The organism is Pseudoalteromonas sp. SR41-8 (genome assembly GCF_014163915.1).
GTDB lineage: Bacteria > Pseudomonadota > Gammaproteobacteria > Enterobacterales > Alteromonadaceae > Pseudoalteromonas > Pseudoalteromonas rhizosphaerae.
On sequence record NZ_JACJEE010000008.1, the window covers coordinates 52,741 to 65,632 of the forward strand.

7 protein-coding genes are annotated in these 12,892 nt (G+C 40.2%); 3 read left to right on the plus strand and 4 right to left on the minus strand.

The window, feature by feature from the left end:
- Positions 1-314: 314 nt before the first annotated feature.
- Entirely contained in the window at positions 315-2,363 is a 2,049-nt protein-coding gene (locus H5162_RS07455) for a TonB-dependent siderophore receptor (RefSeq protein WP_182778114.1), read from the minus strand.
- Between the two features lie 103 nt (positions 2,364-2,466).
- Here H5162_RS07455 and H5162_RS07460 point away from each other — a divergent pair, with 103 nt between their 5' ends.
- Together H5162_RS07460 and H5162_RS07465 are read left to right on the plus strand one after the other, a co-directional pair.
- Positions 2,467-3,324 (plus strand): LytTR family DNA-binding domain-containing protein, encoded by an 858-nt coding sequence (locus H5162_RS07460; RefSeq protein WP_182778116.1) that lies wholly within the window; start codon positions 2,467-2,469, stop codon positions 3,322-3,324.
- A gap of 294 nt (positions 3,325-3,618) precedes the next feature.
- Positions 3,619-4,176, plus strand: a complete 558-nt coding sequence (locus tag H5162_RS07465; protein WP_145236272.1) for a TMEM165/GDT1 family protein — start codon at positions 3,619-3,621, stop codon at positions 4,174-4,176.
- A gap of 13 nt (positions 4,177-4,189) precedes the next feature.
- Here the strand turns inward: H5162_RS07465 and H5162_RS07470 are convergent, their stop codons facing one another.
- The 3 genes from H5162_RS07470 to H5162_RS07480 all read right to left on the minus strand — a co-directional run bounded on the left by H5162_RS07470 (position 4,190) and on the right by H5162_RS07480 (position 8,220).
- The gene (locus H5162_RS07470) at positions 4,190-5,383 is read right to left on the minus strand and encodes a PepSY domain-containing protein (protein ID WP_182778118.1); all 1,194 of its coding nucleotides are present in this window, start codon (positions 5,381-5,383) and stop codon (positions 4,190-4,192) included.
- A gap of 17 nt (positions 5,384-5,400) precedes the next feature.
- On the minus strand, positions 5,401-7,557 hold the full coding sequence (locus H5162_RS07475; protein ID WP_182778120.1) for a TonB-dependent siderophore receptor: 2,157 nt from the start codon (positions 7,555-7,557) through the stop codon (positions 5,401-5,403).
- A 99-nt stretch (positions 7,558-7,656) separates the two neighbouring features.
- Positions 7,657-8,220, minus strand: coding sequence for a hydrolase (locus tag H5162_RS07480; RefSeq protein WP_182734063.1), 564 nt, complete (start codon positions 8,218-8,220; stop codon positions 7,657-7,659).
- A gap of 133 nt (positions 8,221-8,353) precedes the next feature.
- On the opposite strand from H5162_RS07480, the gene H5162_RS07485 reads away from it, so the two are divergent.
- The gene (locus H5162_RS07485; protein ID WP_404936099.1) at positions 8,354-12,892 is read left to right on the plus strand and encodes an EAL domain-containing protein; all 4,539 of its coding nucleotides are present in this window, start codon (positions 8,354-8,356) and stop codon (positions 12,890-12,892) included.

A 12,892-nucleotide genomic window follows, 5' to 3' on the forward strand; every position in this document is an offset into this window, starting at 1 on the left:
TTAAAAGCGTATTAGGAAGGCCTGCAAGATAGAGGTTTAGTCAAGTCAGATAAAATAGTTATCAATGAACGACCGCTATCCGAACGCAGCCAACTGTAAAAAGAGGGCCTATGTAGTCTTAGTCTTTGCAGCTTATTTTCTGGTTGGGTTTTAAACGCTAATAACTGCTGGCAAATTTCAATTTATCGAAAATTCTTAACCCCTATAATTTCATTTAGTGCTAGATTTTCTAAATTTTTTATCAACCATAAAACGCTAAATTTATATTTCAGATGCTCAACCCTCTCACACTTAAAGTAAGAGGGTTATCATCTTTAAAAGTTAATTGTGATGCCAATAGATGGTAAAGGCATATCAGGGAACTGGTAGTCTTTTTCAAACTCGCTGTAGTCTTGATTGTATTCTAGCTCCTGTACTGCGCGTGAAGCAAAAACATTTAACACTTCAAAATATAAATTAGCATCAAAGCCATGGAGCTGTGTTTTATAATCTGCACGAATGTCTAAACGGTGGTAATTGCTCCATTGTGAACTGTTAAATTCACTGTATTTTGGAATATAAAAGAGCGCATTTTGACTGCCAGTTTCTTTATAAGGCTGTGCAGATAATACTGGCGTATAGCGCCTGCCACTTTGAAATCGCCATTTTGCACCGACTTGCCAGTGATCATTCCATTTATAATCTAAAACCAAGTTTGCAACCCAAGGCAGGTCAAATTCAGAATTAAACGCCTCTGCTGTTAATGGGTTCTTTCGCTCTGTTTTACTATAAGCAATACTTGCCCAGCCAAACCAGTCGTTCGACAGTTGCTTATTTACAAGTATTTCAATCCCATACGCTTCGCCACTGGCAACATCATCAAAAAGCAGATCACTGAGTGCTACATCGTTTTCGCTGCGAGCTTGTGCTTGCGGGTTTGCAACAACGAGGTTTTTCAATTCTTTGTAAAAAAGCTCTGTTCGTAGAGCTATTCCATCAGCTAATTGTGAATCAAGGCCTAAAACCCATTGCGATGAATTACTCGCCTCAAGGCTTGGCTCTCCATATTGAGCGGTTAAAAATTGATAGTCATCTATAAAGGTATGATGGATCCCGTAGTTTAGTCTGAGCGTGTGATTGTCATCGAGGTCGAAGCCAATCCCTAATCTTGGTTCAACATAACTTTGGCTGTTATTGTCTGTGCCAACAACAGCAATGCCGATTTGATAATCAAGTTTAGCAGTGATTTGCCCCGTAAGATGGGTGTAAGCATGATAATCTGAAATAGTTAAAGTCCCTTGCTCATTAAATTTAGGACTAAAGTAGCTAGGTGGGCACATTTCAAATTCGGTATTACACGGCATCAACCGGCCACTGGCTAGATAGTCTACCGACGTGTCTCTATAGGTGGCACCAAAATTTAACGTAAAGGATTCTGCTACGTATTGGTTTTCAGTTTTGAAAATCAATTTTGTGATATCTGCATCCCATCTAAAAACCTCCCCTTCACGCTCTTGCTGATTTTGAGTCAATAAATTAACACTAAAATTAGCCTCTATTACATCGCCAAAATGTTGCAAACTCACCGCTTGACTGTGGTAGTAAGTTTGATATCTTTCGCCGCTGGCTAGATCAGGATTTTTAGCAATATCTCTACCGTCTTGATCAAACGCTATTTCGATATAATCTTTTGCGCCACTGGCGGAGAATCGAATAATATTGCTTGCGTCAAAATCCCAAATAAATTTTGCCTGATAGTCTCGATTTCTCGGTGGTACCGCGAAAGAAAAGTCTTCGTCTTCTATAAAATTATCAACATAAGTATGAACTAAGCTTTCTCGAAAAGAAACGTAGAACGCTGCGTTGCTTGATAAGGCCTGTTCATATAAAAACCCACTTCTAAAAAAGCTTAAGTCGATCACTCGTGCCGGCTCCACACCATTGGGATCTCTTAAATTGGTTAATATCACTCCGCCATTCGCATTTGCGTATTGACTGCTCCAAGCCCCCGTTTTTAACTCAAAACTCTCAACGAGAAGTGGGTTATAAACACTTAACCCGTCATTATGAAAAACATACCCCATCTCCAAGCCATCGGTAAGATATAAGTTGTCATTGCTCGAGCTACCACGTATTGCAGGCTGCGCAACCGGGCCTCCGGTGGCGGGAGTTGCAAGTACAACCCCCGGCAGTGCTTCTAAGCCCTTTAATGGATCATTCCCGGTGCCTGGTAATGATAAGAGCTTGTCTGAACTGATCTTTAAACCATCTGGTTTTACTGCGATCACCGTTATTTCTTCGAGCTCTTTTTCATCACTAGCCTGAGCGTTAATGACTGCCAAAGCACAGATTGTTAAAGGTAATAATCGTGTCATTTTATTCATAGTATCCATTCCTTGTATAAATTGTGATGACAACAATTTACGCCATGGATTGAATTTGCTTTAATTAAGTTTGTTGATTTTGAACGAATGGGCAGCTTTTTGTATGAATGGGCATTTTCCGTTAGGTGAGATAAATCCTTGGCGATATTTTTTTATCTTGGGGTTTATTTTAGCAAGCCTATTTACCCTCGTTAACGATGATGAAACACGTCATGTTGTTGAAGTTTTTTTACAGTGGCAGCTTCAAGTTCATAGCGGATCATTATTTTTTATCGCCACTCACCTATTTTTAACTAGCCAATTATCAGGACTTAACAGTGCTTTAAAGTTGCTAGTGAGCGCATTTATTGCCTCTCTATTTTATGCCCCCGTCTCACTGCTATTTGATGTTTATTGGCTACATGATACTGATTATACCCTCGCAGCTTTAGTCCAAGAATGCAGTGATATGATCCCCACGGCAATGTTTTCTTGGTTAGTTGTAAATCTACCTTGGTTAACTGGGCTTTCTTTGCAAAGAAGAATACCTTTACCAGAAATGCCGCCCGACACGCCAACTTTAGCAATTGCTCGCACAATACCGATATCCCCCCCCTTAGCGCCACTCAAAGCTGTAGAAGTAATAGAACCAGAAACAAAAAAGCTTACCGCATTTTTACAGCTCGCTACTGTAAATAGCGTAGATGAAATAGTCTATTTAAAAGCCGAGCTACATTATTTAAAAGTCGTTGCACATGATTTCGAAAAACTGATCTTATTTAATTTAAAAGATGCCATATCGGCTTTGGCCGAAGCTGATGAACAACATACAATGAGTCAAACTCACCGTAGTTATTGGGTCAATCGGGCGTATATTCGCAGTGTAAAAAGTAAAGGTCGCCAAGCAACACTACTCATGAGCAATGATGATAAAGTGTTGGTAAGTAGGAATAATATGCAAAAAGTAAAAGCATGGTTTTAAGCATACGTTTATATTCAATTACAGAGTTCACCCTCAGCCGCACCACAAAACCTGTTGTTGTACCTTTACTCTAAAAAAGAAATGTGGCAAAGTGCGCACTTCTCGGGGGAGTAGCCTGCTTGATGCCTTTTAACTTAAAGCGCAGCAAGTAAACTTATCAACATAATTGCACCTCATGTGCATGGTAAGTTTGTAATGTAGCAAGCATTATCGGCAAGACCTGGGTAAACACTATCCTCATGGCGGGAGATAGGCGTTTACCTTGGTTTAATGTTCCCGCCTTATAGAAGTAAAATGGATACATTTATCACATCAACCGTCACCGTTGCTTTAGCTGAAATAGGCGATAAAACGCAACTTTTATCCCTGCTGTTAGCTGCCCGCTTTGCCAATAAACCTGCACTTATTTTAGGTATTTTAGTCGCTACTATTATCAATCATGGTTTATCTGCATGGTTGGGCGATTATTTATCGCAAAGCTTTACCTCTTCGTACCTGCCTTGGATTGTGAACGGCTGTTTTATTGTCGTTGGCTTATGGCTACTGATCCCAGATAAAGATGAAGAAGTAAGCAATAAGTACGATCAATACGGGGCTTTTTTAGTTGCCTTGGTGCTGTTTTTCATTGCCGAAATTGGCGATAAAACCCAAATAGCAACAGTATTGCTTGGCGCTCAATATCAATCAGTGTTGTGGGTAACCATAGGAACCACTGTAGGTATGTTACTTGCCAATGTGCCGGTTATTTATGCTGGCAATGCCTTGCTAAAACGTATTCCAATGGCAAAAGTAAGAATGCTTGCTGCTATAGTGTTTGTTGCTTTGGGTTGTTACGGCCTAGTTACTAGCTAACTTTATCTGCACGTTACAGCACCGGCGAATATAGTTTTGCTGGTGCTTGGCGTACACTAAATGTTTGCGTTGTGAGAAGTAGCGAACAACATACTAATAAAACACTTACTGCACCCATGATACCAAACCATTGCAATAATGAAGGCTGCTTACGCTTTACTCTCAGCCAATTCATATACAATCCAGCCATACATATACAGGTCATTAAACAACCAAATACAGCCCAAATTAACTTCGTACCTAGCCCTGCAAAGTTGCCAAAATGCAAAGGATCTGCGGTATCTTTAATGCGCGCGACAATAGGTAAATCTGCGGCTTTTTGAATTGCCAGTACATCTGCTGAAGCTGGATCTAAATACACTTTATTAGCTCGTAAACGTACTAAAATGTCATCATTATCGCCCAGTACCACAACCGGTTTATTTGCTTTGCTTGGGTATTGTATAGCGCGAATCTGTAAACTTGGAAACGCTGATTGCGCCGCGTTTACCATGGCACTTATCGCTGGCGGATGCGCGGCGTCAGTTTGTAGATCCGTAACCTCTGCGGGGGGTTTTATATAATGGTCAATTTTGGCTGTTTGTAGGGTGTGTTCAACTAAGTACCACACGCCAGTAATGGCCATGACCACAATAAACCAGTAACTCCAAAGCCCCAGTAATTTATGCCAATCAGCCCAGCTGCTACGATTGGTTGTTTTTAATTGCCGTGGCTTTTTTAAAAAATGTCGCCACCACTGGCGATAAACAATCGGACTAGTAACCACTAAAATAACCAAGAGAATGGCTAAACTCGTGACGATCAACTTACCAGTCCAACCCATCGATAGATTCATGTGCCAGTTACGTAAAAAGCGCGATACTCGCCCCCACTGACCTTCGCCAAGCCATTGCCCCGTCGCACCATCAACATACACAAACAAAAACTGTTGCTGCCACTTAAGCGACACTTCGGTTGCTAAGTAAGGTTGCTGATGGCGCAATATGCTAATGATTTGGCTGCCAGGATAACGCTGGGCAAGTGTATTCTCAATTGCAGCAAAGTCAGTATTAGGGGAATGCGAGAGGGCACGAAATTTACTATCACTAAGATATTCAATTTCGTGGCTCAAGGTTGCCAACGTGCCAGATAAACACGTTATCAATAACAAGCTGCCAACCAAGAGCCCTGCCCAAGCATGTAAGTTAAACCACTGCTTTGCTTTCATAGTACGAAATTGTCAGTTTAGAAAGTGTACTTAGCCGACAAATAGACGCGGCGTGGTTCGCCCGGGAAATGCCCAGCACGAGTTATAAAGCCACTTGATGCATACTCTTTATCAAACACGTTTTTAACTGAGAGCTGCCAAACCCATTGTTGATATTCAGTCTTCCAAGCCATGTTATAAACGGTATACGGCTGTACTTTATCACCGTCTAAACTGACTTGTTCATCAACATAATCAAGACCTGCCGCGATTGATGAGTGCAACTGAGGTAACTCATAACGCGTCCACAACCCTGCGGTATTTTGTGGCGCATTGGCAAATTTATCGCTGCCTTTTGCTTGCGCGGAAAATTTTTCACTTTGCTCAACAATACGCGTGTCGTTGTATGCGTAACTTGCTGTGATCACTAAACGTTCGGTGACATCGCCAACAATCTCAAGTTCAAAGCCTCGGCTATCAACTTCGCCTAACGCTTCCATTTGATCAACGCCAGTGTCTGATAACTCAGTGCTGGCTTGTAAAATATTGTTACGGATAATGCGATAAGTTGCCATGTTCACAGCCAACGAGTCATCAAGTAACTTAGTACGTAAACCAAGTTCACGAATATTGCTGTGCTCTGGTTTAAATGGCCCGCCTACATCTTGATTTTGGTTACTAGCCGATTGTGGCATAAAGCCTGTGCCATACAGCGCATAAGGGAAAAAGGTATCGTTTAAGTTATAACTTGTGCCAATACGATACGTCACATCGCTGTCTGAAAACTCGGTGTTATTAAGGACATCGGTGTCTTCAAAACGATCGTACCGTAAGCCAACCGTAACATTCCATTTATCGGTAACATCAACTTGGTCTTGTGCATACAGGCCAATACGTGTTGACTCAGTACTTGCTAAACGCGGTGTTACGTTTGCTAAATCATAATCATCTTTTGAAGTCAGTCCATACACAGGATTTAATATTGAGATCCCTGGGACTGGGCCGCCTTTGCTGGCTTGTACAGCTGTTCTATATGCTGATTCAAACTCATGCTTATACCAATCTACACCCACCAGCATCACATGTTGCATAGCGGCAAGCTCAGTGTCAGCAATTAAATTGGCAGTAAAACTAAGCCCGGTATTTTCGCGTTGTTGATCACGAAATTCGCGCTCGCTCCAATCCAGTACTCCATCGCCATCTGTGTCACTTAGTCCACGCGGCTCATGATAGTTTTGATTAGCATCGTTACTAAAATAACGCGCAGTGATATCACTGCGAAATACCTCATTAAATTGGTGCTGAAAACTTGCTTGAAACACGTCAGCAATAACGGTTTGATAATCCGTTGCTTCATTATGATTCCAGCTAATGTCGGCAATAAAGTTACCGTTTTTATCCACTGGCACGCCACGTAATCTAGCGCCGCCTAAATCTTGATCAACATGGGTATATTGCAATACCAAATTAGTATCGTTACTAAAATCAAAACGATAGCCTAAATCAATAATGGTATTATCTTCGCTGGTATTTTCACGAAACGGTTTATCTGAATCTTTATAAACACCAACACGGTAGGCTTGGGTCTGTGCGTCATTGGCACTGCCCGTTGATTCGATTGCGGCACTAAAAAAATCATCATTACCCAGTTCAACTGCAACGGTTGTTTTACTATCATAGCTGGGCTTTTTGGTCATATAATTAATGATCCCGCCAGGGTTACCACTGCCGTACACAGCGCCACTAGGGCCTTTTAAAACAGCCACTTGCTCAATATTAAACAACTGTGGTACCGCAAAACCACTAAATGGGTCACCTTTTACACCATCGTATAAAATTTCATCTTGGCGAAAACCACGAAACGTAACACCTGAGTAACTAAAGCCATTAACACCCGCGATATTACTGTATAGATCAGTTACTTGACGTGCAGCCTGATCGCTGATTAACGCTTGCGGAATAACCTGGATTGACTGTGGAATTTTCTCTAGCGGCGTATCGGTACGAGTACCAAACGTTGATTCTGTTGGGCGATACAGTGAAAACGCTCGTCCAACGACTGAAATGGTTTCTATGTCGTTTTTTACAACAGTAGACTCATCAGTTGCAAATCCTGCTGCTGTTGTTTGCGCAGCAACGACAACAGGCGCAATGGTAATATAACTTAGGGCTAATGCTATTAAAGAAGGTTTCATTGATATTTATACAGCAATCAAAATAATTTACGGCATGATAATAAAAACCACTATCATTTACAATGCTGAAGTGGAATTATTCTCTTCTTGTTGCCAAGCTTATTTAACAATCTTTAAAATCTCTTTAAATACAGGTGTCGCTGCCACTTCGGTCCATTGAAAAATCACACTTTCAGCGCAGCTGATCACAGCACCGGCTTGTCTTAACTGAGCGATGGCTAAATCGCGGTGCAGATCATTACGCGAACTAATCGCATCCATGACTAAAAACACCTGATAACCTTGCGCCAATAAATCTAAACAAGTTTGTAATACGCATACATGCGCTTCCATACCAACTACAATGATTTGCGGGCGCTTATAGCTAGCAATAAGCTCTAAAAAACCGTCCTCTTTACACGCGCTAAAGTGGGTTTTATCAAAGTATTCAGCCTGCCCAATCTGAGCTTTTAATTGCTGATCAGTTTCGCCAAGCCCTTGTTTATATTGTTCGGTGACTAAGATAGGAATTTGCAACAATTGTGCGGCTTTTACTAATTGCACTGTGACCTGTTTTACTTGTTCATAACGAGGCATCGCCGGACTTAATTTGTCTTGAATATCGACAACTAACAGCAGACTTTGCATGGTGTGAGTATTAAATGAATGAGGCAATGTGAACATCCTGTAATCTAAACATAGCTAACAGCATAAGTGATTTGTTATATAAAGTTAATTCTTTAATTAAACTGTAAGTTGTTATGCTATATTTACTAACGGATAACAACTATTTTACCTCAGGGGAGCTGTATCATAAGTGCGGTTGAATAACTTTTTTTTCATTTTATTTAGTATTTTATGCACTTTGTTTAGTGTTAATTCCAGTGCTCAAAGCTATGCTCAGCAATTACAACGCTTGTCCACTGATGAAGGGTTATCACAAGGCCACGTTACTAGCACACTGCAAGATAAACTAGGGTTTATTTGGATCGGAACGATGCAAGGTTTAAACCGGTTTGATGGCTACGAAGTAAAAATATTCTCTGGTGAATACACACTGGATCAACTCTCGATTATTCTGTTGTTTGAAACAAGCAATGGCGATATTTTTGTATCAACTGAATATTCTGGTGCGTTTCTTATAGATCCTGTGACACTTAAAGTCAGTAAAGTTTATTCAGGTAAGTTAAACGCTGAAGATAAACACTTTTCTCCTATTTTTGCCATCGCCGAACATCAGCAGCTGTTTTATTACGCCATTAACCAACATGTGTATGCCTTTGATCCACAAAAAAATACCTATACCCATGAGTTTTCAATCAGTAAAGATGATAATTTTGTCCGCGCAATTACTGTTCATAATGACTTTTTGTATATTGCCACCACTGATGGGTTGTACTCTAAATCATTAATTGATGAACATATAACTAAAATACCTTTAGTTGCCAAGGATAAGCTCAACCTCGATAACAATAATATCAAGTTTTTAACCGTCGACTCGCAGCTTGGCCTGCTGGTTGGCACGGTCGAAGGTTTTTATTCTATTGCATTTAATAACAATGAGTTATTAGACTTCAACAACGTAAAAACGCTGCTTGCAGAACATAATATTTGGGACTACGTTAATACCCCTTATGGTGAATTTATAGTCACCGAGGATGGTCTGTATGAATACCATCGCCATACTGATCACAATGAGTTTCTTTTTCGTTTTGATCAAAGTAAATTCAACATGACCGACAACACGATTTTAGATGTAATGGTCGATAAAACAGGGCTTATGTGGCTTGCCTCGCGCTCACAAGGTGTTTTTACTTGGTCAACTTTAGCAAGGCGTTTTGGCAATATTCAAATCACCAGTAATGATAAATTGCACAGTAATGTGATCTTTGCTGTTTACCAAGACAATCATAACGTTTGGCTTGGCACCGATAATGGTCTTGCCAAAATGCGCCAAGATGGGACAACAGAGAAAACTTACTTAGTCAGCAATGACACTAAAGCGTTTTATGGCCAATTTGCTGTGTATGGCATTGCCTCGGCACACTTAAATGAGCCAGATCGTTATTTGTGGTTACTACTTTATGATGGTCTTGCTTTATTTGACAAAAAAACCGAACAAAAAATAGCTCTACCAATGCAAGGCAATACACAAGCCATTATCGACAGCGGCCCAGCTTATGGCTATCACCAAATCACGACTGATACCTTTGCATTTTTTAGCGAGAATGATTATTTCCTGTATGATGGAAACAGTGGTCAGACTAACGTAATTAAAGGTCTCAAAGAGCAGTTAGATCCCGTCAACGTGCACACCTTTTTAAAACCGTTACCGAATAAACCCGATGACTATTTGATCAGCGTATCTGGGGCGTTATATCGTTATAATGAGTCTAGCCAAAAACTCACCTTAATATACAAAGTTGAAAATTATAACCCAATAAATTATGTCACTATTGATGACTGGGTGATCGATTATAACAATACGCTATGGCTTGCCTCTTCCCAAGAAGGGCTAATTGGTCTTGACGCCAACAGCTATGAAGTAAAACACCGTATAAACCTCAGTAATGGCATTAAAACTAAAACAATTGTCGCTTTGCAAATCGACCAATTTGGCTTTTTATGGATCAGCAGTAAAAATGGCCTTTATCGGCTCGATTTAAGTTCAATGCAACTCAATGCATATACTGTTAAAGATGGCTTAACTGTGAATGAATTTAATATCGACTCACATACACTGTTAAACGATGGCCGCTTAGCCTTTGGCAGCACACGTGGCGTGCTAACACTCGCCCCACAAGACTTTTTATCCGTCCCTAATGATCGTGACAGCACTGTGACTGAAATCACCGATATATCGTTACTCTCACGCTCACTTAATTATCATCCATTGCAATACGCCAACCAGCCTTTACAACTGACTGATGAAGACATGGGTTTAGAAGTTAGTTTTTCCAACTTTGATTTTCAAAATGTTGATAGAACACGCTATAAGGTGTCATTAACTGGCCCAAGTAAATTAAGCTATGAAAAGCTAAATAACAATAAAGTCTTTTTTACTAAACTTCCTGCTGGTGATTATCAACTTACAATCGCAGCATATAACTTAAATGACTCAGGCCTCGGTGATGAAAAAACGCTTAACTTTAACGTTGCTTATGCCCCGTGGCGTTCTCCTCTTGCAATAAGTCTTTATTTATTACTTACGTTTTTAGTGCTATTTGTTATTTTTTGGCAATACCGCTCTCGTCAGCGCATTATTAAGCATACTCATGATGAAATACTGCAATCACAACAACAAACTGAGCTTGCTTTAAACAGTAGTAAAAGCGGTGTATGGGAAGTTGATATTGGCGCACATTGGATAAAGCAGCAGCGCTTAAAACACGAACTAGGCTATCAAACTTTGCCTCAGAAGTTTAATTTTGACGATTTTTGCGCATTAATACACCCTGATGATAAGCGCAAAATACTGCATGATTGGCATATATTCATCACTCAAAAAAATGCTCAACAATGGCAGGTCACGTATCGGCTTCAACATGCTAATGGAAACTGGCTTTGGTACCACGACATAGGTAAAGTGATAGAAACGAATGAGCAAGGCTATCCTACAAGATTAGCTGGAATTTATACTAATATTACAGAGCAGCGTGCTACAGCACATCAAGCTGCGGTATTAGGTGAAGCCTTTAGTCAAATAAACGATTGGCTACTTATTTTAGACAGTCAACTCATTCCATTTTCTGTTAATAATAGCTTTGCTGAAGCCTTCTCAATGCAAAAAAAACCAGCAAAGCTTGAGCTAAAAAGGTTTTTAGCGGCACTGGGTAAAAAACAATATGTCGACTTCATCAATATTCTAAAATCATTGCAGCCAAAGCAGAACTGGCGCGGTGACGCATATATAAAAACTAAGATAAATCCGTCGCACCCCATTCATATCAGTATTACCGCAGTGGCAAAAGACAGTAATGTGGTGAGCTATTATGTGGTAGTTATTTCTGATTTAACTGAGCAAAAACGTGCTGAAAATGAGCTTCGTTATCTGGCAAACTATGATCCATTAACTAAGCTGCCAAACAGAACATTAATGTATCAAAAGATATCGCATGCGATCAAAGATGCCGATACGCGCGCGAGCCTTGTTGCTTTGCTGTTTATAGATTTAGATAAATTCAAACCGGTGAATGACTCGTTTGGTCATGCGGTTGGCGATCAGCTATTATGTGATATTACCCATCGAATGAATAGCATGCTTGATAATAATGCCATTGTCGGGCGTCAAAGTGGTGACGAATTTTTGTTATTGATTAAAAACTTAGACTCACCACAAAGTTTAAGTAACTTAGTACGTAGCCTAACTGCAGAGCTTGCAAAACGGGTGGTGATCAACGATTTTGCAATTAATATCTCGGCCAGTATCGGTGTTGCACTCTACCCATTTGATGCCGATACCACCGATGAGCTTATTCGTAATGCCGATATAGCGATGATGCATGCTAAACAATCGGGCCGCAACGGCTTTAAGTTTTTCACTGAACAAATGAATAACCAAATCACCCAAAAGCTGCTGCTCGAAAATGCTTTAAAAGACGCCTACAAGGACGATTTGTTTTTTAATAATTACCAGCCAATTGTTAACAATAAAAGTAAAAAAATCAAAGGTGTAGAGCTCTTAATGCGTTGGCAGCATCAGGCTGAATTGATATCCCCAGCAGTGTTTATACCTATTGCGGAAGAAACTGGTTTAATCGATGTACTAACCGAACAAGCGCTGACCCGTGCACTTGAAGATCTCGCACCATTATTTAAAGCTAATCCGCGGTTTTACCTATCTTTAAACTTATCACCAGTGCATATTTTAAAGTCTAATTTAGCCGAACGCTTATTACTTATTCTAAATCAGCACCATATAAAACCTGTTCAGTTACGTTTAGAGATCACCGAAAACACCTTGCTTGATGACAAAAACAAAGCGGCTAAGCAGCTGCAAGCACTCAGAAGCGCTGGTTTTAAATTGTTATTGGATGATTTTGGCACCGGGTATTCTTCTTTAACGTATTTAAGTCAATTTCCAATTGATGTGATTAAAATTGATCAAAGCTTTGTGCGTAATATCGGGCGAGATAGCAATAATGAGTCAATTATCAGAACAATCCATACCTTAGCTGAAAACCTAAATCTGTATTGCATTGCAGAGGGTGTAGAAACAATTGAGCAAATACGCTTTTTAAACAGTATCGGCTGCGATGACCTTCAAGGCTATTACTTTGCAAAACCAACAACTGCCGAGATTCTCATTAGCGATGCGTATATCCAAGCACTGCAAGAGAAATTGCAAACTACATAG

What these genes read in the sequence shown, in the direction of transcription:
- H5162_RS07455 (WP_182778114.1), bottom strand. Translation starts at nt 2,363, where the DNA reads ATGAATAAAATGACACGATTATTACCTTTAACAATCTGTGCTTTGGCA.
- H5162_RS07460 (WP_182778116.1), top strand. Translation starts at nt 2,467, where the DNA reads ATGAATGGGCATTTTCCGTTAGGTGAGATAAATCCTTGGCGATATTTT.
- H5162_RS07465 (WP_145236272.1), top strand. Translation starts at nt 3,619, where the DNA reads ATGGATACATTTATCACATCAACCGTCACCGTTGCTTTAGCTGAAATA.
- H5162_RS07470 (WP_182778118.1), bottom strand. Translation starts at nt 5,383, where the DNA reads ATGAAAGCAAAGCAGTGGTTTAACTTACATGCTTGGGCAGGGCTCTTG.
- H5162_RS07475 (WP_182778120.1), bottom strand. Translation starts at nt 7,557, where the DNA reads ATGAAACCTTCTTTAATAGCATTAGCCCTAAGTTATATTACCATTGCG.
- H5162_RS07480 (WP_182734063.1), bottom strand. Translation starts at nt 8,220, where the DNA reads ATGTTCACATTGCCTCATTCATTTAATACTCACACCATGCAAAGTCTG.